19 protein-coding genes and 1 riboswitch are annotated in these 24,523 nt (G+C 71.2%); of the genes, 15 read left to right on the top strand and 4 right to left on the bottom strand.

The genetic code is table 11. From position 1 onward, the window contains the following. Positions 1-157: 157 nt before the first annotated feature. From ACIOGX_RS17650 to ACIOGX_RS17630, 5 genes are all read left to right on the top strand, one after another. A complete protein-coding gene (locus ACIOGX_RS17650; RefSeq protein ID WP_356511841.1) occupies positions 158-1,507 on the top strand; it encodes a sugar ABC transporter substrate-binding protein in 1,350 nt (449 codons plus the stop codon). Positions 1,508-1,514: 7 nt separating this feature from the next. Further along, the gene (locus ACIOGX_RS17645) at positions 1,515-2,471 is read left to right on the top strand and encodes a sugar ABC transporter permease (protein ID WP_356511839.1); all 957 of its coding nucleotides are present in this window, start codon (positions 1,515-1,517) and stop codon (positions 2,469-2,471) included. Positions 2,472-2,486: 15 nt separating this feature from the next. Further along, positions 2,487-3,437 carry a carbohydrate ABC transporter permease gene (locus ACIOGX_RS17640; protein ID WP_356511837.1) on the top strand — a complete coding sequence of 317 codons (951 nt, stop codon included), beginning with the start codon at positions 2,487-2,489 and terminating at the stop codon, positions 3,435-3,437. A 38-nt stretch (positions 3,438-3,475) separates the two neighbouring features. Then, a complete protein-coding gene (locus ACIOGX_RS17635) occupies positions 3,476-5,080 on the top strand; it encodes a glycoside hydrolase family 13 protein (RefSeq protein WP_401914101.1) in 1,605 nt (534 codons plus the stop codon). Positions 5,081-5,321: 241 nt separating this feature from the next. After that, a complete protein-coding gene (locus tag ACIOGX_RS17630) occupies positions 5,322-6,599 on the top strand; it encodes a GTP-binding protein (protein ID WP_401914099.1) in 1,278 nt (425 codons plus the stop codon). Between the two features lie 12 nt (positions 6,600-6,611). On the opposite strand, the gene ACIOGX_RS17625 is transcribed toward ACIOGX_RS17630, so the two are convergent. Continuing rightward, complete coding sequence (locus ACIOGX_RS17625; RefSeq protein WP_356511831.1) at positions 6,612-9,062, bottom strand: DNA topoisomerase IV subunit A; 2,451 nt, start codon at positions 9,060-9,062, stop codon at positions 6,612-6,614. A gap of 208 nt (positions 9,063-9,270) precedes the next feature. Between ACIOGX_RS17625 and ACIOGX_RS17620 the strand changes: the two genes are divergently transcribed. The 4 genes from ACIOGX_RS17620 to ACIOGX_RS17605 all read left to right on the top strand — a co-directional run bounded on the left by ACIOGX_RS17620 (position 9,271) and on the right by ACIOGX_RS17605 (position 14,063). Further along, entirely contained in the window at positions 9,271-10,632 is a 1,362-nt protein-coding gene (locus ACIOGX_RS17620; RefSeq protein WP_356511976.1) for a pitrilysin family protein, read from the top strand. A 17-nt stretch (positions 10,633-10,649) separates the two neighbouring features. After that, positions 10,650-12,032, top strand: a complete 1,383-nt coding sequence (locus ACIOGX_RS17615; protein WP_356511974.1) for a pitrilysin family protein — start codon at positions 10,650-10,652, stop codon at positions 12,030-12,032. A 188-nt stretch (positions 12,033-12,220) separates the two neighbouring features. Continuing rightward, a riboswitch (cyclic di-AMP (ydaO/yuaA leader) is annotated at positions 12,221-12,389 on the top strand. A 13-nt stretch (positions 12,390-12,402) separates the two neighbouring features. After that, positions 12,403-13,179: a M23 family metallopeptidase gene (locus ACIOGX_RS17610; RefSeq protein ID WP_401914096.1), complete on the top strand. Its 777-nt coding sequence runs from the start codon at positions 12,403-12,405 to the stop codon at positions 13,177-13,179. Positions 13,180-13,373: 194 nt separating this feature from the next. Next, positions 13,374-14,063 carry a GntR family transcriptional regulator gene (locus tag ACIOGX_RS17605; protein WP_356511827.1) on the top strand — a complete coding sequence of 230 codons (690 nt, stop codon included), beginning with the start codon at positions 13,374-13,376 and terminating at the stop codon, positions 14,061-14,063. Between the two features lie 119 nt (positions 14,064-14,182). Here the strand turns inward: ACIOGX_RS17605 and ACIOGX_RS17600 are convergent, their stop codons facing one another. Then, entirely contained in the window at positions 14,183-14,464 is a 282-nt protein-coding gene (locus ACIOGX_RS17600; protein WP_030350167.1) for an HPr family phosphocarrier protein, read from the bottom strand. Positions 14,465-14,623: 159 nt separating this feature from the next. Between ACIOGX_RS17600 and ACIOGX_RS17595 the strand changes: the two genes are divergently transcribed. The 4 genes from ACIOGX_RS17595 to ACIOGX_RS17580 all read left to right on the top strand — a co-directional run bounded on the left by ACIOGX_RS17595 (position 14,624) and on the right by ACIOGX_RS17580 (position 20,110). Continuing rightward, positions 14,624-17,509 carry a GNAT family N-acetyltransferase gene (locus tag ACIOGX_RS17595; protein WP_401914092.1) on the top strand — a complete coding sequence of 962 codons (2,886 nt, stop codon included), beginning with the start codon at positions 14,624-14,626 and terminating at the stop codon, positions 17,507-17,509. 97 nt (positions 17,510-17,606) lie between these two features. After that, positions 17,607-18,203 (top strand): DUF5998 family protein, encoded by a 597-nt coding sequence (locus tag ACIOGX_RS17590; protein WP_356511823.1) that lies wholly within the window; start codon positions 17,607-17,609, stop codon positions 18,201-18,203. Then, positions 18,203-19,399 carry an alkaline phosphatase family protein gene (locus ACIOGX_RS17585; RefSeq protein WP_401914089.1) on the top strand — a complete coding sequence of 399 codons (1,197 nt, stop codon included), beginning with the start codon at positions 18,203-18,205 and terminating at the stop codon, positions 19,397-19,399. The genes ACIOGX_RS17590 and ACIOGX_RS17585 overlap by 1 nt, the downstream gene beginning before the upstream one ends. 69 nt (positions 19,400-19,468) lie before the next feature. Then, positions 19,469-20,110, top strand: a complete 642-nt coding sequence (locus ACIOGX_RS17580) for a thymidine kinase (protein WP_356511819.1) — start codon at positions 19,469-19,471, stop codon at positions 20,108-20,110. Positions 20,111-20,179: 69 nt separating this feature from the next. Here ACIOGX_RS17580 and ACIOGX_RS17575 read toward each other — a convergent pair whose 3' ends face one another. Beyond that, positions 20,180-20,956 (bottom strand): VOC family protein, encoded by a 777-nt coding sequence (locus ACIOGX_RS17575; protein WP_401767368.1) that lies wholly within the window; start codon positions 20,954-20,956, stop codon positions 20,180-20,182. A 210-nt stretch (positions 20,957-21,166) separates the two neighbouring features. On the opposite strand from ACIOGX_RS17575, the gene ACIOGX_RS17570 reads away from it, so the two are divergent. Beyond that, entirely contained in the window at positions 21,167-21,994 is an 828-nt protein-coding gene (locus ACIOGX_RS17570) for a sulfurtransferase (RefSeq protein WP_401914085.1), read from the top strand. 91 nt (positions 21,995-22,085) lie between these two features. Here the strand turns inward: ACIOGX_RS17570 and sepH are convergent, their stop codons facing one another. Then, positions 22,086-23,147: a septation protein SepH gene (sepH, locus tag ACIOGX_RS17565; protein WP_356511813.1), complete on the bottom strand. Its 1,062-nt coding sequence runs from the start codon at positions 23,145-23,147 to the stop codon at positions 22,086-22,088. A 455-nt stretch (positions 23,148-23,602) separates the two neighbouring features. Here sepH and ACIOGX_RS17560 point away from each other — a divergent pair, with 455 nt between their 5' ends. Then, a complete protein-coding gene (locus tag ACIOGX_RS17560) occupies positions 23,603-24,457 on the top strand; it encodes a hypothetical protein (protein ID WP_401914082.1) in 855 nt (284 codons plus the stop codon). Positions 24,458-24,523 lie beyond the last annotated feature (66 nt).

Genomic DNA, 24,523 nt, shown 5'->3' with positions numbered 1-24,523 from the left:
TCCGCATATAGATGACCGGACATGCGCACCAACTGTCAAGTATTTGCGAAATCGGGGCGACATATTGCGGACATCCGTAGTTGGTGGTTGAGTGAGCGCCGCCACACAGCGAGCAGCTGTGGGTTTCCCACGCTCCTGCCCAAGAGGGGTCCCACCGATGAGACGATCCGGGTTCCGCCGTACCTGCACCGCCGCCATAGCCTCCGCGCTCGCCCTCACTGGTCTGGCCGCGTGCGGCTCGGGCAGTGAGGACACCGCCGGGGGCAAGACGAGCATCACCGTGAACTGCATGCCGCCGAAGAGCGCCAAGATCGACCGGCAGAACTTCGAGGACGACATGAAGACGTTCGAGAAGGCGAACCCGGACATCGACGTCGTCGGCCGCGACGCCTTCCCCTGCCAGGACCCGAAGACCTTCGACGCGAAGCTCGCCGGCGGTCAGATGGAGGACGTCTTCTACACCTACTTCACGGACGCCAAGCACGTCGTCGACATCAACCAGGCGGCGGACATCACCTCGTACGTGAAGGACATGAAGGGCTACAGCGACATCCAGCAGTCGCTGCGTGACGTCTACACCGTCGACGGCAAGGTCTACGGCGTTCCGCGGACGAACTACTCGATGGGCCTCCTCTACAACAAGAAGCTCTTCCAGCAGGCCGGACTCGACCCCGCCAAGCCGCCGGCCACCTGGGAAGAGGTCCGCGCCGCCGCCAAGAAGATCGCGGGACTCGGCAAGGGCTACGTGGGATACGCCGACTACAGCGCGCAGAACCAGGGCGGCTGGCACTTCACCGCCGAGATCTACTCGCAGGGCGGCGACATCGTCACCGCGGACGGCAAGAAGGGGAGCGTCGACTCCCCCGAGGGCAAGGCCGTCCTGCAAACCCTCAAGGACATGCGCTGGACCGACAACTCGATGGGGACCAAGCAGCTCCTGATCCTCAACGACGTCCAGCAGATGATGGGCTCGGGCAAGCTCGGCATGTACATCTCCGCGCCCGACAACGTGCCGATCCTGGTCAAGGAGAAGGGCGGCAAGTACGAGGACCTCGCGCTCGCCCCGATGCCCGGCGGCAAGGGCACGCTCATCGGCGGCGACGGCTACATGTTCAGCAAGAAGGCCTCCCCCGAGCAGATCAAGGCCGGTCTGAAGTGGCTGGAGTTCCAGACGAACGCCCCGGGCACCGGGCTCAACAACTGGAAGCGCGCCGCCGATCTGAAGGCCCCGGTCGGTCTCCCCGAGCCCCGGCTGTGGACCGGCGCCACGGACGCCAAGGACCAGGAGCTGAAGAAGCAGTACGCCAACGTCCCGGTCGAGAACTACCAGGCGTTCCTGGACGGCAGCCAGCAGCTCAGCGCGAAGCTGGAGCCGCCGAAGGCCCAGCAGATCTACTCGGTCCTCGACGGAGCCGTCTCCTCGGTCCTCACCAAGAAGGACGCCGACATCGACGGTCTCCTGAAGGACGCGCAGTCCAAGATCGACGGAATCCTGGCGCGAGGCTGACGCGTCGATGAAGACTGCCCAGGCCCCCCACCGGTCCGCCGCCGCGCCGCCCGCCACCCCGGGGCAGCGCCCGGCGGGCCGCGCCGCCGCGGGCCCCCTCCGCCGCAAGCTGTCCCATCAGGCGCGCGCCTACGGGTTCCTGATCGGCGGCCTCATCTGCTTCGCGCTGTTCTCCTGGTACCCGGCGATCCGCGCGGTGATCATCGCCTTCCAGAAGTACACCCCCGGATCGGCTCCGGAGTGGGTCGGGACCGCCAACTTCACCCATGTCTTCGACGACCCCGAGTTCGGGGCGGCCTGGCGCAACACGCTCACCTTCACCCTGATCGCCCTGCTGATCGGCTTCGCGGTCCCGTTCGTGATGGCGCTCGTCCTCAACGAACTGCGCCACGCGAAGGCGTTCTTCCGCGTGGTCGTCTATCTCCCGGTGATGATCCCGCCGGTGGTCAGCGCCCTGCTGTGGAAGTGGTTCTACGATCCGGGCGCCGGTCTCGCCAACGAGGCGCTGCGCTTCCTGCATCTGCCCACCTCGAACTGGACCAACGGCGCGGACACCGCGCTCCTCTCCCTCGTCATCGTCGCGACCTGGGCGAACATGGGCGGCACGGTCCTGATCTATCTCGCCGCGCTCCAGGGCATCCCGGGGGAGCTGTACGAGGCCGCGGAGCTGGACGGCGCGAGCATCTGGCAGCGCGTGCGCCATGTGACCATTCCGCAGACCCGCTTCATCATCCTGATGCTGATGCTGCTCCAGATCATCGCCACGATGCAGGTGTTCACGGAACCCTTCGTGATCACCGGAGGCGGACCGGAGAACTCCACGGTCACGATCCTCTATCTCATCTACAAGTACGCGTTCCTCTACAACGACTTCGGCGGGGCCTGCGCCCTGAGCGTGATGCTGCTGATCGTGCTCAGCCTCTTCTCCGCCCTCTATCTGCGGCTCACCCGCACCGACGACTGAGAGGAGCGCAGCGCCATGACCCAGATCGCGCCGCCTCCCCGGCAGGCACCCCCCGCGCCCGAAGAGGCCGCCCGGCGCACGACGCGAGGCCCGTCCGTACGGACCCTCGTCTCGCCGCTCGCGCTGGCGAGCACCCGCGGCAGGACCCTCTACTGGATCGTCTTCGGCGGGGTCGTCCTCGCCTTCGTCCTGGCCTTCCTGTTCCCGGTGTACTGGATGGCCTCGGGCGCCATGAAGTCCCCCGACGAGCTGGTCCAGACGCCGCCGACCCTGGTCCCGGAGTCCTGGTCCCTCACCGCGTACACCGATGCCTGGGATCTGATGCAGCTCCCGACGCATCTGTGGAACACGGTGGTCCAGGCCGCCGGTGCCTGGATCCTCCAGCTCGTCTTCTGTACGGCGGCGGCCTACGCGCTGTCCAAGCTGAAGCCCGCGTTCGGGAAGATCATCCTGGGCGGCATCCTCGCCACCCTGATGGTCCCGGCCCAGGCGCTGCTCGTACCGAAGTACCTGACCATCGCCGATCTTCCGCTGATCCACACCAGCCTGCTCAACGACCCGCTGGGGATCTGGCTGCCGGCCGTGGCCAACGCGTTCAACCTCTATCTGCTGAAGCGGTTCTTCGACCAGATCCCGCGCGATGTGCTGGAGGCGGCGGAGATCGACGGAGCGGGAAAGCTCCGTACGCTCTGGTCGATCCTGCTGCCCATGTCACGGCCGGTGCTCGGGGTGGTCTCCATCTTCGCGCTGGTCGCCGTCTGGCAGGACTTCCTCTGGCCGCTGATGGTCTTCTCGGACACCGACAAACAACCCATCAGCGTCGCGCTGGTCCAGCTGTCGCAGAACATCCCGCTGTCGGTACTCATCGCCGCCATGGTGATCGCCAGTATCCCGATGGTCCTGATGTTCCTGGTGTTCCAGCGCCACATCATCGCCGGCATCAGCTCCGGCAGCACCAAGGGCTGACCAGGACCCCAGGGCCGAACATCGTGAAAGGAAGTCGTATGGAAGGCAGCCCTCTGGCGCCCGCCGACACGAACTGGTGGCGCGACGCCGCCATCTATCAGATCTACGTACGCAGCTTCGCCGACGGTGACGGAGACGGCACCGGAGATCTCGCGGGTGTACGGGCGAGGCTGCCGTACCTCGTGCAACTCGGCGTGGACGCCATCTGGTTCACCCCCTGGTATCTCTCGCCCCTCGCCGACGGCGGCTACGACGTGGCGGACTACCGCTCCATCGACCCCGCCTTCGGCACCCTCGCCGAGGCCGAGAAACTCATCGCCGAGGCACGTGAACTGGGCATCCGTACGATCATCGACGTCGTACCCAACCATGTCTCCGACCAGCACGCCTGGTTCAAGGCCGCGCTGGCCGCGGGCTCCGGCAGCCCCGAGCGCGAACTGTTCCACTTCAGACCCGGGCGCGGCGAGAACGGTGAGATCCCGCCGAACGACTGGACCTCCGAGTTCGGCGGCACCCCCTGGACCCGGCTGGACGACGGCGAGTGGTACCTGCATCTCTTCGCCTCCGAGCAGCCCGACCTCAACTGGGCCCATCCCGCGGTGCGCCGGGAACACGAGGACGTGCTGCGCTTCTGGTTCGAGCGGGGCGTCGCCGGCGTACGCATCGACTCGGCCGCGCTGCTCGCCAAGGACCCGGCGCTGCCGGACTTCACCGCGGGCCGCGACCCGCACCCCTATATCGACCTCGACGAACTGCATGACATCTACCGCTCCTGGCGCGCCATCGCCGACGAGTACGACGCCATCTTCGTCGGCGAGGTCTGGCTGCCCGACACCGAGCGCTTCGTGCGCTATCTGCGCCCGGACGAACTCCACACGGCGTTCAACTTCAACTTCCTGGCCTGCCCCTGGGACCCGGACCTGCTGCGGACCGCGATCGACGAGACGGTCGCCGAACACGCGCCCGTCGGCGCCCCGGCCACCTGGGTGCTCTGCAACCACGACGTGACCCGCACGGTCACCCGGTACGGACGCGAGTCCAGCGGCTTCGACTTCGCGGCCAAGGCGTTCGGCACCCCGACGGACACGGACCTCGGGACCCGCCGGGCGCGCGCCGCCGCGCTGCTCTCGCTGGCGCTCCCCGGCGCCGTCTATCTCTACCAGGGCGAGGAACTGGGCCTGCCGGAGGTGGAGATCCCGCGCGACCGGATCCAGGATCCGATGCACTTCCGCTCCGGCGGCACGGACCCGGGGCGTGACGGCTGCCGGGTGCCGCTGCCCTGGGCGGCGGGCGAGCCGTACGCGGGATTCGGCTCGGAGACCGAACCATGGCTGCCGCAGCCGGCGGCGTGGGCCTCGTACGCGGCGGATCTCCAGGCGGCCGATCCGGCCTCGATGCTCACCCTCTACCGCGAGGCCCTGCGGCTGCGCCGTACGGAACCGGGCTTCGGGGACGGGCCGATGAGCTGGCTGGACGCCGCTCCGGGGGCGCTGTCCTTCGCCCGTACCGACGGTCTGGTCTGTGTCGTCAACCTCGCGGAGGAACCGGCGGAACTGCCCGTCCACACACGTGTCCTGCTCACCAGCGGCCCGTTGGACGACGGGCGTCTGCCGCGGGACACGGCGGCCTGGCTGCGGAGCTGAGCCGCCGGGACACACGCGTCCGGGCACCCGCCAGGCCCTGCCGTACGGCCCCCGTCCGCTCAGGACGGGGGCCGTTGTACCGCCCGCCGCGACCGGGCGGAGCGCCCATATCCTGGAGCGGGCGGCGGACTCCACGCTCGTCCGCCCGGCGGCCCGGTACGTGGGACCGCCCCTCGCCCCAGCCGGTGCCGGCCGACTGAGCGGGACGGCACCGGACCCGGCACTGCACGGAGGCGCGCGCGTGAGCGGGAAGCGGATCCCGGTGGTCGTTCTCACCGGCTTTCTGGGGTCGGGCAAGACCACCTTGCTCAACCATCTGCTGCGCCGCCGCGCGGGCAACAGGATCGCGGTGGTCGTCAATGACTTCGGCGCCATCGAGATCGACACGATGACGGTCGCCGGACAGGTCGGCTCGACGGTCTCGCTCGGCAACGGCTGTCTGTGCTGCGCCGTGGACGCGAGCGAACTCGACGGCTACCTGGAGCGGCTGACCCGCCCGTCCGCCCGGATCGACATCGTCGTCATCGAGGCCAGCGGACTGGCGGAACCGCAGGAACTCGTCCGGATGATCCTCACCGGCGACCATCCGCACGCCGTGTACGGGGGGCTGGTCCAGGTCGTCGACGCCGCCGAGTTCGACGCCACCCGGGCGCGCCATCCCGAGATCGACCGGCATATCGCGATCGCCGATCTCGTCGTGCTCAACAAGACCGACCGGGTGGCGGAGGCGGAACACCGGCGCGTCCGCGCCCTCCTGGACGGACTGGGCCCGGGGACGCCGGTGGTCTCCGCCTCGTACGGCCGGATCGACCCGGAGCTGCTCTTCGACCCCGCGGTCCGTCCCGACGAGGAGGAGAAGGTCCGCCAGCTCTCCTTCGAGGACCTGTACGCGGACCTGTACGAGGACACGCACGACGACCACGCCGCCCACGACGGACACGCGTCCCACGACGGTCATCTCCACGCGGCCTACGAGAGCGTGTCCTTCACCGCCGGGGCCCCGATGAACCCGCGGCGGCTCATGGCCTTCCTGGACTCCCGGCCCCCGGGGCTCTACCGGATCAAGGGATTTGTCGACTTCGGCGCTGCCGACCCGGCCAACCGCTATGCCCTGCACGCGGTCGGCCGGTCGCTGCGCTTCCACCCGGCGCCCTGGGGCCGCGGTGCGGAACGCCTCACCCAACTGGTGCTGATCGGCTCGGGGATCGACCGGGAGGCCCTGCTCAAGGAGCTGGACGCCTGCGAGGAGCGGGAACCACGGGCAACGGCGTCGCGGGACGCGGCGGCCGTCGACGAGAGCGCCATGTGGGGCGTTCTGCGGTACGTACCCGACCTGACCGAACCCGACCTGACCGAGCCCGAGCACGGAGCCGAACCCGAATACGGAGCCGAACCCGAATACGGAGCCGAACCCGAGCACGGAGCCCAGCCCGAGTACGGGGACGGATGCGGGCCGGGGGACGAGCCCGGGTCCGCACCCGAAGGCCCGGACCCGGACCCGGAGCCGTACATGCCGTGAGCGGGCCTGGCGTCAGTGCGCGGGGCCTGCCAGGGTCTCGACCGCCTTCGTGAACGGCGTGCCCGAGCCGTCCCGCCGCGGGTCGGGCTCCGGCAGCTCCACCGGAGCACCGGTCTTCGTCGCCGCCCGCGCCGGACTCGCGCCCGCCCAGGCCAGGACCAGCATGTCCTCGCCCTTCAGGAACCGGTGACAGCGCACCCCGCCCGTCGCCCGGCCCTTGCGCGGGTACTGGTCGAACGGGGTGAGCTTGGCCGTACGCACCGAATCGTCCAGCGTGCCGTGCGACCCGGTGATCGTGAAGACCACGCCGTCCGCCGCCGGATCCACCGCGGTGAACGAGATCACCGAGGCGCCCTCGGTGAGCTTGATCCCCGTCATACCGCCCGCGGGCCGGCCCTGCGGCCGTACCTGCGAGGCCGGATAGCGCAGCAGTTGGGCGTCGGAGGTGATGAAGACGAGATCCTCCTCGCCCGTCCGCAGCTCCGCGCCGCCGACGATCCGGTCACCCTCCTTGAGGCTGATGACCTCCAGCTCGCCCTTGTTGGACGGATAGTCGGGCACCACCCGCTTGACGACGCCCTGGAGCGTGCCCAGCGCGAGCCCCGGGGACGACTCGTCCAGCGTGGTCAGACAGACCAGCTCCTCGTCACCCTCCAGCGCGAGGAACTCCGAGACGGGCGCCCCGCCCGAGAGATTCGGCGCCGAGGCCGTGTCCGGCAGCTGGGGCAGGTCGATCACCGCGATCCGCAGCAGCCGGCCGGTGGAGGTCACCGCGCCGATGTCACCGCGCGCCGTCGCCGGCACGGCCGAGACGATCACATCGTGCTTGACGCGCTTGCCGTCACCGCCCTCCAGCGGCTCGCCGTTGACCGTACGGGCCAGCAGACCGGTGGACGAGAGCAGCACCCGGCACGGGTCGTCCGCGACCTCCAGCGGCACCGACGCGACGGACGAACTCGCGGACTCCAGCAGCACCGTGCGCCGCGGGGTACCGAACTTCTTGGACACCGCGGCCAGTTCGGACGAGACCAGCTTGCGCAGCTCGGTGTCCGACTCCAGGATGCCGGTCAGCTCGTCGATCTCGCCGTTGAGCCGGTCGCGCTCGCTCTCCAGCTCGATCCGGTCGAACCGGGTGAGGCGGCGCAGCGGCGTGTCCAGGATGTACTGCGTCTGGATGTCGCTGAGCGAGAAGCGCTCGATCAGCCGCTCCTTGGCCTGGGCGGAGTTGTCGCTCGACCGGATGAGCCGGATGACCTCGTCGATGTCGATGAGCGCGACGAGCAGTCCCTCGACCAGGTGAAGCCGGTCACGCCGCTTCGTCCGCCGGAACTCGCTGCGCCGCCGCACCACCGTGAAGCGGTGGTCGAGATAGACCTCCAGCAGCTCCTTCAGGCCCAGTGTCAGCGGCTGGCCGTCGACCAGCGCCACATTGTTGATCCCGAAGGTCTCCTCCATCGGCGTCAGCTTGTAGAGCTGCTCCAGCACCGCCTCGGGCACGAAGCCGTTCTTGACCTCGATGACCAGGCGCAGTCCGTGCGCGCGGTCCGTGAGGTCCTTGACGTCCGCGATGCCCTGGAGCTTCTTGGCGGAGACCAGATCCTTGATCTTCGCGATCACCTTCTCCGGACCGACCGTGAACGGCAGTTCCGTGATGACCAGGCCCTTGCGGCGCGCGGAGACATCCTCCACCGTCGCCGTGGACCGGATCTTGAACGTGCCCCGGCCCTTCTCGTAGGCGTCCTTGATGCCGGTCAGCCCGACGATCCGGCCACCGGTGGGCAGATCGGGACCGGGCACGAAACGCATCAGCGTGTCCAGATCGGCGGCGGGGTGCTTGATCAGATGGCGTGCGGCCGCCACGACCTCCCCGAGATTGTGCGGCGGCATGTTCGTCGCCATCCCGACCGCGATCCCGGAGGCGCCGTTGACCAGCAGGTTCGGATACGCGGCCGGAAGCGTGACCGGTTCCCGCTCCTGGCCGTCGTAATTCGACTCGAAATCGACGGTGTCCTCGTCGATCGACTCCGTCATCAGTGACGTGGCGTCGGCCATCCGGCACTCGGTGTAACGCATGGCGGCCGGCGGATCGTCGTTGCCGAGCGAACCGAAGTTGCCATGGCCGTCCACCAGCGGCAGCCGCATCGAGAACGGCTGCGCCATGCGGACCATGGCGTCATAGATCGACGCGTCTCCGTGCGGGTGGAGCTTGCCCATCACCTCGCCGACGACACGCGCGCACTTCACATAGCCGCGGTCGGGGCGCAGGCCCATCTCGTTCATCTGGTACACGATGCGGCGGTGCACCGGCTTCATACCGTCCCGGGCGTCCGGCAGGGCCCGGGAGTAGATCACCGAGTAGGCGTACTCGAGGAAGGAGCCCTGCATTTCATCGACCACGTCGATGTCGAGGATCTTCTCCTCGAAGTCCTCCGGCGGCGGGGTCTTCGTGCTGCGGCGGGCCATCGCGGCTGCGGCTCCTTCACAGGTTCTGAACGGCAACTTCTCTGACTGATGCGGACCATTGTGGACCGCGCCACTGACAACTCCGACCTCGACCCGTCGTTGAGCACGCGCCGGGGGTGTGCGGCACCGGGAACTTCGCCAGGTGCGAGCACGCTTGCATACAGTGGCAGGACTTCTCCATATCGCGATCGAAGGGACGTACATGCCCATGGGTCACACGGCCACAGCGCAGGCCGGTTCCGGCGGCCTGACAGCGACCGAGCACCGCCTGGCCAACGGCCTGCGCGTGGTGCTCTCCGAGGACCACCTGACCCCGGTCGCCGCGGTGTGCCTCTGGTACGACGTCGGCTCACGGCACGAGGTCAAGGGCCGTACGGGACTCGCCCACCTCTTCGAGCACCTGATGTTCCAGGGCTCGGCGCAGGTGAAGGGGAACGGCCACTTCGAGCTGGTGCAGGGGGCCGGCGGCTCCCTGAACGGCACCACCAGCTTCGAGCGCACCAACTATTTCGAGACAATGCCCACCCACCAGCTGGAGCTGGCGCTCTGGCTGGAAGCCGACCGGATGGGCTCGCTGCTCGCCGCGCTCGACGACGAGTCCATGGAGAACCAGCGGGACGTCGTCAAGAACGAGCGCCGCCAGCGGTACGACAACGTGCCCTACGGTACGGCCTTCGAGCGGCTGACCGCCCTCGCGTACCCCGAGGGCCATCCGTACCACCACACGCCGATCGGCTCGATGGCCGACCTGGACGCGGCGACCCTGGAGGACGCCCGCGCGTTCTTCCGCACGAACTACGCGCCGAACAACGCGGTGCTCTCGGTCGTCGGCGACATCGACCCCGAGCAGACGCTCGGCTGGATCGAGAAGTACTTCGGCTCGATCCCCTCCCACGACGGCAAGCAGCCGCCGCGCGACGGCTCGCTCCCCGACACCATCGGCGAGCAGCTGCGCGAGGAGATCCACGAGGAGGTCCCGGCGCGCGCCCTGATGGCCGCCTACCGGCTGCCGCACGACGGCACCCGCGAGTGCGACGCCGCGGACCTGGCGCTGACCGTCCTCGGCGGCGGCGAGTCCTCCCGGCTCCACAACCGGCTGGTGCGCCGCGACCGGACCGCGGTCGCCGCGGGCTTCGGGCTGCTGCGCCTGGCGGGCGCACCCTCCCTCGGCTGGCTGGACGTGAAGACGTCCGGCGGTGTCGAGGTCCCGGAGATCGAGGCCGCGGTCGACGAGGAACTGGCACGCTTCGCCGCGGAGGGCCCCACCGCCGAGGAGATGGAGCGCGCCCAGGCCCAGCTGGAGCGCGAGTGGCTGGACCGGCTCGGTACGGTCGCCGGCCGCGCCGACGAACTGTGCAGGTACGCCGTCCTCTTCGGCGACCCGCAGCTGGCGCTGACCGCCGTGACCCGCGTACTGGACGTCACCGCGGAAGAGGTACGGACCGTCGCCGCGGCGCGGCTGCGCCCCGACAACCGCGCGGTGCTGGTCTACGAACCGGTCACCGCCGACGGCGACGACGCCTCCGCCGATGAAGACGAGACCGACGAGCACGAGGGGGCGGACCAGTGACCGACGCTGCCGTGACCATGGACTTCCACCCGCGCCCGACAGCCGGCGAGGCCAGGCCCTGGGCCTTCCCCGCCCCCGGGCGCGGCGCTCTCGACAACGGCCTGACCGTACTGCGCTGCGACCGTCCCGGGCAGCAGGTGGTGGCGGTCGAGATCAATCTCGACGCCCCGCTGGACGCCGAGCCCGAGGGGCTCGACGGCATCGCGACCATCATGGCGCGGGCCTTCTCCGAGGGCACCGACAAGCACAGCGCCGAGGAGTTCGCCGCCGAGCTGGAGCGCTGCGGCGCCACGCTCGACGCGCACGCCGACCACCCGGGCGTCCGGATCTCCCTGGAGGTCCCCGTCTCCCGGCTGCCCAAGGCCCTCGGCCTGCTCGCCGAGGCACTGCGGGCCCCCGCCTTCGCGGACAGCGAGGTCGAGCGGCTCGTACGCAACCGTCTCGACGAGATCCCGCACGAGACCGCCAACCCGGGCCGCCGCGCCGCGAAGCAGCTCGCCAAGGAGCTGTTCCCGGCCTCCTCGCGCATGTCACGGCCGCGCCAGGGCACCGAGGAGACGGTGGAGCGCATCGACGCCGCGGGCGTGCGCGCCTTCTACGAGGCGCATGTACGACCCGCCACCGCCACCGCCGTGATCGTCGGTGATCTCACCGGCGTCGATCTCGACAAGATCCTCGGCGACACCCTCGGCACCTGGACCGGCGACACCGTCGCTCCCCGCCCCGTGCCGCCCGTGACCGCCGACGACACGGGCCGCGTGGTGATCGTGGACCGGCCCGGCGCCGTCCAGACCCAGCTGCTGATCGGCCGCATCGGCGCCGACCGGCACGACCGGGTCTGGCCCGCCCAGGTCCTCGGCACGTACTGCCTGGGCGGCACGCTCACCTCCCGGCTCGACCGGGTGCTGCGCGAGGAGAAGGGCTACACCTACGGCGTACGCGCCTTCGGCCAGGTGCTGCGCTCCTCGGCGCCCGACGCGCCGGGCGGTGCGACCGGCGCGGCGATGCTCGCCATCAGCGGCTCCGTGGACACCGCGTCCACCGGCCCGGCGCTGGACGACCTGTGGAAGGTGCTGCGGACCCTCGCGGCCGAGGGGCTGACCGACGCCGAGCGCGATGTGGCCGTCCAGAACCTGGTGGGGGTGGCCCCGCTGAAGTACGAGACGGCGGCCTCCGTCGCGAGCACGCTGGCCGACCAGGTCGAGCAGTTCCTGCCGGACGACTTCCAGGCGCAGCTGTACGCGCGGCTGGCCGAGACCGGCACCGTCGAGGCGACGGCCGCGGCCGTCAACGCCTTCCCGGTGGACCGGCTCGTCACCGTGCTCGTCGGCGACGCCGCGCAGATCAAGGAGCCGGTCACGGCTCTCGGGATCGGCGAAGTGACGGTCGTCACGGGCTGATCCGGCTTCTTCATGGAACCCCGGTGGCTTCGGCCGCCGGGGTTTCCCTTTATGTCCCTCTTTATGGGGGAGGGTGGCTGTCTGCCCTGTGGTGTGCGCTACAAAGGGGCCTGTCTGTTTGGTGATTGAAAGACCACCCGCTTAACGTCGGTCCGGCTGTTCGCCAGTTGCGCCGCGTCCGCGGCACCGGACAGCCATCGCCGAGTCCCCGTCAGGCGCGAGCCTGGGGAGCCGGGGACCCATGAAGTCCCTGGGGTGAATCGGGCGCCGCCGCCGTTCCGCGCGGCAAGGGCGCCCGTAGGAGACCTTCCTGCTCCGAACCCGTCAGCTAACCCGGTAGGCGAGAAGGAAGGAAAGGACCAGCCACCCCATGGCGTTCACCCGTGCCACCGGGAAGCATCGTGCCCGCAGCCGTATGAGCCGCAGGAGCGCGAGCGTCGCGGGTGCCGCGACCCTCGCCGCCACCGGCGTCATCAGCACCCTCGCCACATCCCCGGCGCTCGCCGCCGGCACCGACGTGGCCGCCGCCCAGCCGACCGGTCTGACCCAGGCCCTGGTCATCAACGACTCCCTCGCCGGCACCATCGACGCCCAGGCCGACGCGCAGCGCCGGGCCGCCGCCGAGGTCAGGGCCAAGGCCGCGGCGAAGGCGGAGGCGGCGCGCGAGGCGGAGGCCCGCGCCCAGGAGCTCCGCGCGGAGAAGGAGCGCGCGGCGCGGGCCGCCGAGCGCGAGCGCCTCAACGCCTTCCAGCTCCCCATCGCCGGCTCGTACGTCACCACCGGGTACCGGGCGGGCGGCTCGCTCTGGTCCTCCGGCAGCCACTCGGGCGTCGACTTCCGCGCCGCCTCCGGCACCTCCGTCGTGGCCGTGGGAGCGGGCACCGTGGTCGAGGCGGGCTGGGGCGGCTCGTACGGCAACAACATCGTGCTGCGGATGAGCGACGGCACGTACACCCAGTACGGCCATCTCTCCTCGATCGGCGTCGCCGTCGGCCAGAGCGTCACCCCGGGGCAGCCGATCGGCGTCTCGGGCGCGACCGGCAACGTCACCGGGCCGCACCTCCACTTCGAGGCCAGGACGGGCCCCGACTACGGCTCGGACATCGACCCCGTCGCGTACCTGCGCGCGCACGGCGTGAACGTCTGACCCCGATCCCCCCCCGAAGGCCCCGGCGCAGCGCCGGGGCCTTCGGCGTCGCCTCCCGCGCCCGCCACGGTCCGCTGGCCAAAAGATATCCATGGATTCCGGGCACCCATCGGAAATTCGCGATGATTGCAATAGAGTCACGGAACAGGCGTCGATCGGCAGCGTTTCGCGCGGATTAAGGCGGAGGTTCGGACATGCGCATTCCCGCGCACTCGGTATGCACGGCTATTCGCGACGACATCATCTCCGGCGTATTCGAACGTGGCGGTCGGCTCACGGAGGAGCAGCTGGCACGGCGCTACGGCGTCTCCCGCGTCCCGGTGCGCGAAGCCCTGCGCACGCTGGAGTCGGAGGGCTTCGTGACCACCCGCCGCCATGTCGGCGCCTGTGTGGCCGAACCCACGGAGCAGGAGGCGGCGGACCTGCTCGACGTGCGGCTGCTGCTGGAGCCGCTGGGCGCCGCCCGCGCCGCCCAGCGCCGTACGGAAGCCCATCTCAAGGTCCTGCGCGGCCTGGTCAGACTGGGGCAGGAGCGGGCCCGCAGAGGTCAGGGCGAGGATCTGCGCTCACTCGGCGCGTGGTTCCACGAGACGCTCACGCAGGCGTCGGGAAGCCCGGCGCTCACCGCCCCGCTCACCCAGCTCCGGCACAAGATCGCCTGGATGTACGTGGTCGACCAGCCCGCCAACCCGGTGGAGTCCTGGGCGGAGCACGGCGCGATCGTGGACGCCGTGGCGCGTGGCGACGCGGAGCGGGCGCGGACGCTGACGGCGCTGCACGCGGAGCGTACGGCGGCGGTGCACCGGCTGAAGCGGCCGGAGCGCGGCCGGGAAAAGGTGAGGGTTTCGCAACACGCCGTAAACATCGCGAGCGTCCGCAATTAACAATCGCGCCGTATACAAAGGAGAGAAATAACCCGGGTGTCCTTTTTGTTGCCCGCACGGAAAACGGAGCCGGGGTCCACTGAATTCAAGTGGACCCCGGCTCCGTCGTGGAAATACGCTCAGACCGTCTCGGGAAGCTCGTCGAGCCCTTCGGCGACCAGCTTCGCCAGCCGGTCCAGAGCGGCGTCGGCGCCCTCCGCCTCGGAGGCCAGCACGACCTCCTCGCCGCCCTGCGCGCCCAGACCGAGCACCGCGAGCATCGACGCGGCGTTGACGGGGTTGCCGTCGGCCTTCGCGATCGTCACCGGGACGCCGGCGGCCGTGGCGGCGCGGACGAAGATGGAGGCGGGACGGGCGTGCAGGCCCTCGGCCCAGCCGACATTGACGCGGCGCTCAGCCATGGTGTTGCCCTTCAAGTCTCAAAAACGATGTCTAGACCAGCGTCTCATGTGCCACGAAATGCTCCGGTGCCGACCCTGGACGGACCCCGGCCCCGGCGCCGGACCTGTCCCGTGCCACGGCCCCGGGCCGTGGCGGCGCCCGCGCCGTAGGCTTTGCCCATGGAGACGCCGCCGGACCATGCGTACCCGGACCACTGGGAAGCGGACGTGGTGCTGCGCGACGGAGGCACCGCGCGGATCAGGCCCATCACCACCGCCGACGCGGAGCGGCTGGTCAGCTTCTACGAACAGGTCTCCGACGAGTCGAAGTACTACCGGTTCTTCGCCCCCTACCCGCGCCTCTCCGACCGGGACGTGCACCGCTTCACCCACCACGACTACGTGGACCGGGTGGGCCTCGCCGTGACGGTGGGCGGCGAGTTCATCGCGACCGTACGGTACGACCGCATCGACGCGCGGGGGCTCCCGGCGACCGCGCCCGCCGACGAGGCCGAGGTCGCCTTCCTCGTCCAGGACGCGCACCAGGGACGCGGCGTCGCCTCGGCCCTGCTCGAACACATCGCGGCGGTCGCCCGCGAACGGGGCATCCGGCGCTTCGCCGCCGAGGTGCTGCCCGCCAACAGCAAGATGATCAAGGTGTTCCGGGACGCCGGCTACACACAGAAGCGCAGCTTCGAGGACGGCTCCGTACGTCTCACCCTGGACCTCGAACCGACCGCGGAATCCCTCGCCGTGCAGCGTGGCCGCGAACAGCGCGCCGAGGCCCACTCGGTGCAGCGCCTGCTCACGCCCGGCTCGGTCGCCGTCGTCGGCACGGGACGCGTGCCCGGCGGCGTCGGCCGCACGGTCCTGCGCAATCTGCTCGAAGCGGGCTTCACCGGACGCGTGTACGCGGTGAACCACGCCTTCGCCGAGGACCTGCGCGCACTCGACGGCGTCCCCGCCTTCCGGTCCGTCGCGGCGATCGGCGACCCCGTCGACCTCGCGGTCCTGGCCGTACCGGCGCGGCAGGTGCCGGAAGCGGTGGCGGACTGCGGCCGGCACGGCGTCCGCGGCCTGGTGGTCCTCTCCGCCGGTTACGCGGAGAGCGGCCCCGAGGGCCTGGAACGCCAGCGCGAACTGGTGCGGCAGGCCCGCTCGTACGGGATGCGCATCATCGGCCCCAACGCGTTCGGGATCATCAACACGGCCGAGGCGGTCAGGCTGAACGCCTCCCTCGCGCCCGAGCCGCCCGACCGGGGCCGTATCGGACTGTTCACCCAGTCGGGAGCCATCGGCATCGCCCTGCTGTCCGGGCTCTACCGGCGCGGCGCGGGCCTGTCGTCCTTCATCTCCGCGGGCAACCGCGCGGACGTCTCCGGCAACGACATCCTCCAGTACTGGTACGAGGACCCGGACACCGATGTCGCCCTCCTCTACCTCGAATCGATCGGCAATCCGCGCAAGTTCACCCGGCTCGCCCGCCGTACGGCGGCGCTCAAGCCGGTCGTGGTCGTCAAGGGGGCGCGGCACAGCGGCAGCGCGCCGCCCGGCCACGCCGTCCCGGTCACCCGTATCCCGGACGCGACGGTCTCGGCGCTGCTGCGGCAGGCCGGGGTGATCCGGGTCGACACGGTCACCGAACTGGTCGACGCGGGCCTCCTGCTCGCCTCCCAGCCCCTGCCGGCCGGCCCGCGCGTGGCGATCCTCGGCAACTCCGAATCCCTCGGTCTGCTCACCTATGACGCCTGTCTGACGGAGGGCCTGCGCCCCTCGCCGCCCCGCGACCTGACCACCGCCGCGACCCCGGAGGACTTCCGCGCCGCCCTCGCCTCGGCCCTGTCCGACCCGGCCGTCGACGCGGTGGTGGTGACCGCGATCCCGCACGTGGGGGAGACCGGTACGACGGACCCCGCAGACGGCGGCGCCCTGGGCACCGTGCTGCGCGAGACCGTGACGAGCGTCCCGGGGAAGCCGGTCGCGGTGGTCCATGTCGAGATCGAGGGCCTGGCGGAGGCGCTGGCGGTGGTGGAGCGCAGCGCGCGCGGCCCGGCCGGGTCCGCCCCCGCTCCCACCGCCGCGCCCCCGTCCGCGCCTCCGCGACCCGCCGGCGCACCGCCCGCCCCCACGGCATCGCCCGCCCCCGCCGCACCGCCCGCCTCCGCCGGCCCGCCCGCACCCGCCGCGTCCGGCCGCATCCCCGCCTACCCCGCCGCGGAACGCGCCGTCCGCGCGCTCGCCGAAGCCGTCCGGTACGCCCAGTGGCGACGGCAGAGCGCCGAGCCCGGCAAGGTGCCCGAGTATCTCGACGACGCCATCGACGAGAGCGCCGCCGCCGCACTCATCGCCCGGCTGCTCGGAGACGCGCCCGACCCCCACGGCGTGCCGCTCGGCGCGGCCGACACCCGGGAACTGCTCGGGCTGTACGGCATCCCCGTACGCCCCACCCTCCCCGCACCCGGTCCCGACGACGCCGTGGCCGCGGCGAAGCGGCTCGGCTACCCCGTCGCGCTCAAGACGACCGCGCCCCATCTGCGCCACCGCTCCGACCTCGGGGGCGTACGGCTCGACCTCGCCGACGAGGCACAACTGCGCCTCGCCCACCGCGAGCTGACCGAATCCCTCGGCGGCCCCGCCGAGCTGCGGCCCGTCGTCCAGGCCATGGCCCCGCGCGGCGTGGACACCGTCGTACGGGCCGCCATCGACGCCGCCGCCGGAGCCGTGCTCTCCTTCGGGCTCGCCGGCGCACCCTCCGAACTCCTCGGCGATCTCGCCCACCGGCTCGTACCGGCCACCGACCGCGATGTCGCCGAGCAGATCCGGTCCATCCGCTCGGCGCCCCTCCTGTTCGGCTGGCGCGGCTCCACGCCGGTCGACACCCCCGCGCTGGAGGAGCTGCTCCTGCGGGTCTCCCGGCTGGTCGACGACCACCCCGAGATCGTCTCCGTCACCCTGGAGCCCGTGGTCGTGGCCACGCGTGGACTGACCGTCCTCGGCGCGAACGTCCGGCTCGCACCGCCGCCCGCCCGCGGCGACCTCGGCCCGCGCAGCCTCCCCAGCTACTGACCGGCGCCGACCGCCGGTCGGGTCCCGGAGGTTCCGGCCGGATGAGGCCCCTACGGAGCGTCTCCGGCAGCCACCCGGCCACCGTAGGATGGAGCCCATGGCGAAGACCGGTACGACGACCCAGGGGCTGCGCACGGCGATCGAGCGCAGCGGCTACTACCCGGCTCTCGTGGCCGAGGCGGTGGAGGCCGCTGTCGGTGGCGAGCCGATCGCGTCGTACCTGGTGCATCAGGAGACGACCTTCGACGCCAACGAGGTGCGGAGGCATGTCACCGTCCTCGTGCTGACGGCCCACCGCTTCATCGTGAGCCACACCGACGAGCAGGCCGCCGACTCCAGCTCCCCGACCCCGTACGCCACCACCTCCACCGAGTCGGTCAAGCTCGACCGGATCTCGTCGGTCGTGGTCAGCCGCGTCGTCGCCAACCCGGAGTCGTACACCCCCGGCACCCCGCCGCGCGAGGTCGTGCTCACCATCGGCTGGGGCGCCGTCTCACGGATCGATCTGGAGCCCGCCGCCTGCGGCGACCCCAACTGCGAGGCGGACCACGGCTACACCGGCAGCTCCACCGCCGACGATCTGAGCCTGCGCGTCAGCGAGGCCGGTGACGGCCCCGACACCGTCCGCCAGACGCTCGCGTTCGCCCAGGCCCTCTCCGAAGCCACCGCCGCCGGAACGGCGCCCGGCCGCTGATGGCCGCCGAAGCCCTCTGGCAGGACCCCGTCCCGCTCGCCCTCGACACCGCGCCGCTGCCCGAGTACGGCAGCGGCTCGCTCGCCGATCTGCTGCCCACGCTCGCGGCCGGCCAGGGCGTACCGAACCTGACCGCGGCCATCCCGGAACTGACCCCCGCCGACCGGAACTGCGTCTTCCTGATCGATGGCCTCGGCTGGGAACAGATCACGGCACATCCGGACGAAGCGCCCTATCTGACCTCGTTGCTCGGCAGCTCGCGCGGCAACACGGGACGCCCGCTCACCGCGGGTTTCCCGGCCACCACCGCGACCTCCCTCGCCTCCGTCGGTACGGGCCTGCCGCCCGCCGTCCACGGCCTGCCCGGCTACACGGTCCGCGACCCCGCGACCGGCGAGCTGATGAACCAGCTCCGCTGGAAGCCCTGGACCGCGCCGCACGTCTGGCAGCCGTACCCCACCGTCTTCCAGCTCGCCGACGCCGCGGGTGTCCACACCGCCCAGGTCTCGTCACCGACCTTCGCCCACACCCCGCTCACCGAGGTCGCGCTCAGCGGCGGGACCTTCCTCGGCCGGCTCTCCGGCGAGGAACGGATGGATCTGGCGGCCGAGCAGCTCGGCGCGGGGGACCGGTCGCTGGTCTACACGTACTACAGCGAGGTTGACGGCAAGGGCCATCGCTTCGGCGTCGACTCCGACGCCTGGCGCGGCCAGTTGATGTACGTCGACCGGCTCGTCCAGCGCCTCGCCGAGCAACTGCCGCCCCGGGCCGCGCTCTATGTGACCGCCGATCACGGCATGATCGACATCCCCTTCGACGAGGAGTCGCGCATCGACTTCGACGAGGACTGGGAGCTGCGCGCCGGGGTGGCGCTCCTCGGCGGCGAGGGCCGGGCCCGCCATGTCTACGCCGTACCGGGTGCCGCAACCGATGTGCTCACCGTCTGGCGCGAGGTGCTCGGCGAGCGCTTCTGGGTGGCGAGCCGGGACGAGGCGATCGCGGCGGGCTGGTTCGGACCGCCCGGCGCGATGGACGAGCGGGTGTACGGCAGGATCGGCGATGTCGTCGCGGCGGCCCACGACGATGTGGTGATCACCGCCTCCGTACGGGAGCCGCACGAGTCGGCGATGGTCGGGATGCATGGTTCGATGACCCCCGTCGAGCAGCTCGTCCCGCTCCTCGAAGTACGCTCTTAGCGCCTGAAGGACCGCGCGTCGCGGTTTCCGGGCTCTTCTCTCCGCTCACCGAAAGGCCGTCACCCCCTCATGCCAGAGCTGGTGTTCTTCTCCGGAACGATGGACTGCGGAAAGAGCACCCTCGCTCTTCAGATCGAACACAACCGCTCCGCGCGCGGGCTCCAGGGCATGATCTTCACCCGTGACGACCGCGCGGGCGAGGGCAAGCTCTCCTCCCGCCTCGGCCTGGTGACCGACGCCGTCGAGGCCGCCGAGGGCTTCGACTTCTACGCGTATCTGGTGGACCGGCTCTCCAAGGGCGGCCGGTGCGACTACGTCATCGCCGACGAGGCCCAGTTCCTCGCACCCGGGCAGGTCGACCAGCTCGCCCGGGTGGTGGACGATCTGGAACTGGACGTCTTCGCCTTCGGCATCACCACCGACTTCCGCTCCAAGCTCTTCCCCGGCTCCCAGCGGCTGGTGGAGCTGGCCGACCGGGTCGAGGTCCTCCAGGTCGAGGCGCTCTGCTGGTGCGGCGCGCGGGCCACGCACAACGCGCGGACGGTCGGCGGCGCCATGGTGGTCGAGGGCGCGCAGGTCGTGGTCGGGGATGTCCACCAGAACGGGAACCAGGTCGGGTACGAGGTGCTGTGCCGGCGCCATCACCGCCGCCGGATGACCGCGGCCACCGCGCGGGCGGCCACCCTCTCCCCGGACGTGCTCCCGGTCTGAGCCGTGCCGCCGAGCGGCGTCGCCGGGCCGCGTCACGGACCGGGGCGGCGGTGACCGGCACGCCGCCGGTCAGCGCGTGGCCGACCGCACGATCGTGAAGACCGCGCCCTCAGGGTCCGCGACCGTCGCGAGCCGCCCGTACCGCTCCTCGCGCGGTGGCGTGATCACATGACCGCCCAGCTCGGCCACCAGCCCCGCGGCGGCGTCCAGGTCGTCCACCTCGAAGTACGTCATCCAGTGCGAGCCGAGATCGCGGTTGAGGGACCGGCCCACGCCGTGCAGAGAGGCCACGGGGCGGCCTTCCAGACGCAGCGTCATGAAGTCGAGGTCGGCGGAGACGACCTCCTCCACGTCATAGTCGAAGAGCGCCTCGTAGAACTTCCCGACCGAGGATGTCTCACGCGTGATCAGTTCGTTCCAGATCGGGGTGCCATGGGCGCCGGCCACGGCCGTGCCGATATGCGCCGCCGCCTGCCAGATACCGAAGACCGCGCCCGACGGGTCCGCGGCTATGGCCATCCGGCCGGCCTCGGCCGCGTCCAGCGGTCCCACCCCGACGGTGCCGCCGCAGCTCCTGATCGTCTCGGCCGTCAGATCGGCGTCGTCCGTCGCCAGATAGGTCATCCAGGAGATGGGCAGCTGCCGGTCCGGCGGCAGCTGGCCGATGCCCGCGATCGCCTTGCCGTCGAGCAGTCCGCGGACGTACGGTCCGAGCTGCTGAGGTCCCGGCTCGAACTCCCAGCCGAACAGCGCTCCGTAGAACTCCTCGGTCGCGGCAAGGCCGTGCACCATCAGACTCACCCAGCAGGGTGTGCCGGGTGTGCGCCGGATCGCTGCCTCGGTCATCGTCACTCTCTCCTCGGACCTTCGTGGTGGCGGCCCGGGACGAGCGTGAGCCGCCGTGCGGGACATGGCCGTACGGCCGTGGTGATGCTGTCACCCACCGCCATCCGGCGCCGGACGGCCGCGCCGCATTTGGCGGGATCTCGATTCGCTGTTTACCCCCCGTTTCTCCAGCGTTACGAGCGGCCCGGAACGTACGCGAGGATGGCCTCCATGACAGCCATCATCACCGCAGCAGAACTCGCCTGCGAGTCGGACGGGCCGCGCCCGCCCGTCCTGCTCGACGCCCGCTGGCAGCTCGGCGGTCCGCCAGGACGCGCGCAGTACGAGGCCGGTCATCTGCCGGGCGCCGTCTACATCGACCTCGATCAGGAGCTGGCGGGCCCGCCCGGCGCGGCCGGCCGGCACCCGCTGCCCGAGGTGGCGGCCTTCGGTGCGGCGATGCGCCGGGCCGGAGTCTCGCAGGACACGCCGGTCGTGGTGTACGACGGCGGACAGTCCTGGGCGGCGGCCCGCGCCTGGTGGCTGCTGCGCTGGGCGGGCCACCCGGACGTCCGGGTCCTGGACGGCGGACTCGCCGGCTGGACCGGCCCGGTGACCACCGAGATCCCGATGCCGGCGGAGGGCGATTTCACCCCGGCGCCCGGCGCGCTCCCGCTGCTGGACGCGGACGCCGCGGCGGCCCTGGCCCGCGAGGGGCTTCTCCTGGACGCGCGGGCGGCCGAGCGCTACCGCGGCGACGTCGAGCCGATCGACCGCGTCGGCGGCCATATCCCCGGCGCGCTGTCGGCGCCCACGTCGGAGAATGTGGCTGAAAACGGTGGGTTCCGCCCGGCTCAGGACCTCGTGGCCCGCTTCGCGAAGATGGGCGTCACCGGTGATTCGAAGGTCGGCGTCTACTGCGGCTCGGGGGTTTCGGCCGCGCATGAGGTGCTGGCCCTGGAGATCGCTGGCATCCCGGCGGCGCTGTACGCCGGTTCCTGGTCCGAATGGTCCGCCGACACCACACGTCCGGTCGCCAAGGGCCCGGACCCCCAGTGAGCCGGATCCCCGGCACACCATGAACGCCGGAGGGCCGGTACTCACCCAGCTGTGGTGAGTACCGGCCCTCCCTTACGCGAGTGCGTACGCGCTAATCCTGCTTCTTGCGGCGCGTACCGAACACGATCTCGTCCCAGCTCGGTACCGCGGCCCGCCGGCCCGGACGTACGCCGTCCGCTTCCGCCTGCCGGTCCGTCGTACCCGTGAGCCGGTCCCGGTGACCGGCCACCGAACGCGGCATCAGCACATCCGCGTACGCCGACCCCGCACCGGCGGAGGCGGCGGGCGCCACCGGCTCCTCGGCCTCCGGCTCGTCCTCCTGGTCCGCCGCGGGGCCCGCGGGCTGCTCGGGCACCACCATGTCGCCGCGGAAGCTCGGCACCGCCTCCAGCAGGCTGGTCAGCGAGTCGCGCTCGCTCGTATCGTCCGGCTCCGGGGCGACCGGCCGCTCCAACTGCCGGTCGAGGGAACGATCCAGCGGCCGGTCGCGCGGCAGCCGCGCGATCCGGGGCACGAACGGGAAGCTCGGCTCCTTCGTGGCGACCGTGTCGTCGGTGTCACCGATCAGCGCGCGCGCCTCGTCGTCCACGGCCTGTACGAGCCGCCGGGGCGGGTCGTACGTCCAGCTCGCGGAGTGCGGCTCGCCCGCGACCAGATAGACCAGCAGGACTTCCCATGTGCCGTCGTCCCGGCGCCAGGAGTCCCACTGCACGGTCTCCTTGTCGGCGCCGCGCAGCGTCAGCCGCTCCTGCACGGCCTCACCGAGCTGGGGTCCGGTGTTCTCACCGGGGCGGCGCACGGCGGTCTTCCTGGCCCGCTCCGCCATGAAGGCGCGCTCGGCGAGCACCGGCCCCTCGAAGCGGCGGACCCGGTCCACCGGGATCCCGGCGTGCTGCGCGACCTCCTCGGCGGAGGCACCGGCTCGTATCCGCGCCTGGATGTCCCGTGGTCTGAGGTGGCTCTCCACCTCGATCTCGATCTGGCCCAGACGGGCACGGTCGTTGCGCACGGCCGCGCGCAGCCGCTCGTCAATCGGAAGCGTGTATTCCGTGCTGTCGGCAGCTTTGAGCACCAGTCGTGTGCCGTCGTTGGAGACGGCCACGACACGCAGTTCGGGCATGGGGACCTCCCGGGTGGTGCCTGCCGACGTCACGTGCGTCGCTGCTTCCGCTAGTCGAGTGTGGCCTGCCCGGGTGCAGCCTGCCACAACCTTTCCGTGCTGCCCGGCGTGTCGGGCATGGGTCCTGGATCGCCGATGACACGGTTACCTGTTTGCGACGCGGAGTGACGAACCCAGTCACTCTCTGCAGCAGGTGCCCGTACGGTGCCACGGCTCCGCCGGATCGAGTGCCACGTTCGGCCCCCTTCCCGTAGGTCCCGGACGCCCATGAGGGAGTCCGGCCCCAGGGCTCGCCACAGTACTCCATTCGGGCCACGGGGGTGGACCGGCGCGCCGCCCAAGTTCTCCCAGGGTAGGGGAGTTGAGTCGTGGTGACGATCCCGAACGGGTGTCCTGCTTCACAGAATCCCCGAAATCGGAACTATCCGTTTCGCTCAGTTGTCCTTTCTTGGTGCAAGGTGGGGCAGATGGGCGATCAGGGACTGTAGATGCATCAGAGGTCGGGCAGCGGTACGCGGCAGGACGAGAGCGAGGTATCCGGAGAGCGGCGGGAGCGGCTCGAACTGAGCGTGCCGCAGGTCGCGGGCAGCGCGCTCGCGGCGGTCGCCGCCGCCGTGCTCGCCTCCCGGCTCGGCGTGTACGGGACGATCGTCGGCGCCGGTGTGGTGAGCGTGATCGCCACCTGCGGCGGCCCGGTCTTCCAGCACCTGTTCCGGCGGACCGGCGAACAGATACGCGAGGTCACCGTCCAGGCGAAGCCGGGGGCCCGGCAGGTCCTGCTGCGGGACGACGGCCCCGGTCATCCGCCGCCGCCGGACGGGGAGTTCGGGGCGGCCACGACCCATGGCACCCGGGTACGGGGCTGGAAGCGCCCGCTCCGCGCGGCCGTTGTCGTCTTCGTGGTGGCGATGGTCGGCATCACCGGATTCGAACTGGCCGCCGGGCGGGATCTGAGCGGAAGCGGGGGAACGACCGTCGGATACGTCGTGCGCGGCGGTGGCGGCGATTCCACCCCGTCGAAGGACCCCGCCAACTCCCCGGGCCCCGCCGGGGATCCGGGCGGGACACCGGACGGGCGGCCGTCGGACGGAACCGGCGGCGGTACGGACCCGAGCCGCTCGCCCGGCACCGGACCGAGCACGGACACGGGCTCGGGCGGCGGCCAGGATCCGTCGCCCACCCCGTCCGCCACACCCTCGACGACCCCCTCCGGCTCCGGCGGGTCCAGTCCGGGACCGACGCCCTCCGACGGCTCCGGCAGTACCGGAACGAGTGACACCGGGGCGGGCGACTCCGGAACGAATGACTCCGGGACGGGCGACGCAGGGACGGCGGGCCAGTAGCCGTACCGCCCCGGGGGCCGGGGAGAGTGCCGGTGCGCCGGCCGGCGCGAGAGCGGGCATCGGCAC

The organism is Streptomyces sp. NPDC088147 (assembly GCF_044741565.1).
Lineage (GTDB): Bacteria > Actinomycetota > Actinomycetes > Streptomycetales > Streptomycetaceae > Streptomyces.
The sequence above is the reverse complement of the archived record's forward strand: the minus strand, read 5'-3'. Positions and strand labels throughout refer to the sequence as shown.

Bases quoted from the DNA above. Each gene is read 5' to 3' on its own strand.
- ACIOGX_RS17580 (WP_356511819.1), top strand. From the start codon at position 19,469: ATGCCAGAGCTGGTGTTCTTCTCCGGAACGATGGACTGCGGAAAGAGC.
- ACIOGX_RS17620 (WP_356511976.1), top strand. From the start codon at position 9,271: ATGGGTCACACGGCCACAGCGCAGGCCGGTTCCGGCGGCCTGACAGCG.
- ACIOGX_RS17600 (WP_030350167.1), bottom strand. From the start codon at position 14,464: ATGGCTGAGCGCCGCGTCAATGTCGGCTGGGCCGAGGGCCTGCACGCC.
- ACIOGX_RS17625 (WP_356511831.1), bottom strand. From the start codon at position 9,062: ATGGCCCGCCGCAGCACGAAGACCCCGCCGCCGGAGGACTTCGAGGAG.
- ACIOGX_RS17560 (WP_401914082.1), top strand. From the start codon at position 23,603: ATGCATCAGAGGTCGGGCAGCGGTACGCGGCAGGACGAGAGCGAGGTA.
- ACIOGX_RS17585 (WP_401914089.1), top strand. From the start codon at position 18,203: ATGGCCGCCGAAGCCCTCTGGCAGGACCCCGTCCCGCTCGCCCTCGAC.
- ACIOGX_RS17605 (WP_356511827.1), top strand. From the start codon at position 13,374: ATGCGCATTCCCGCGCACTCGGTATGCACGGCTATTCGCGACGACATC.
- ACIOGX_RS17595 (WP_401914092.1), top strand. From the start codon at position 14,624: ATGGAGACGCCGCCGGACCATGCGTACCCGGACCACTGGGAAGCGGAC.
- ACIOGX_RS17645 (WP_356511839.1), top strand. From the start codon at position 1,515: ATGAAGACTGCCCAGGCCCCCCACCGGTCCGCCGCCGCGCCGCCCGCC.
- ACIOGX_RS17615 (WP_356511974.1), top strand. From the start codon at position 10,650: ATGGACTTCCACCCGCGCCCGACAGCCGGCGAGGCCAGGCCCTGGGCC.
- ACIOGX_RS17590 (WP_356511823.1), top strand. From the start codon at position 17,607: ATGGCGAAGACCGGTACGACGACCCAGGGGCTGCGCACGGCGATCGAG.
- ACIOGX_RS17650 (WP_356511841.1), top strand. From the start codon at position 158: ATGAGACGATCCGGGTTCCGCCGTACCTGCACCGCCGCCATAGCCTCC.
- ACIOGX_RS17575 (WP_401767368.1), bottom strand. From the start codon at position 20,956: ATGACCGAGGCAGCGATCCGGCGCACACCCGGCACACCCTGCTGGGTG.
- ACIOGX_RS17570 (WP_401914085.1), top strand. From the start codon at position 21,167: ATGACAGCCATCATCACCGCAGCAGAACTCGCCTGCGAGTCGGACGGG.
- ACIOGX_RS17635 (WP_401914101.1), top strand. From the start codon at position 3,476: ATGGAAGGCAGCCCTCTGGCGCCCGCCGACACGAACTGGTGGCGCGAC.
- ACIOGX_RS17610 (WP_401914096.1), top strand. From the start codon at position 12,403: ATGGCGTTCACCCGTGCCACCGGGAAGCATCGTGCCCGCAGCCGTATG.
- ACIOGX_RS17640 (WP_356511837.1), top strand. From the start codon at position 2,487: ATGACCCAGATCGCGCCGCCTCCCCGGCAGGCACCCCCCGCGCCCGAA.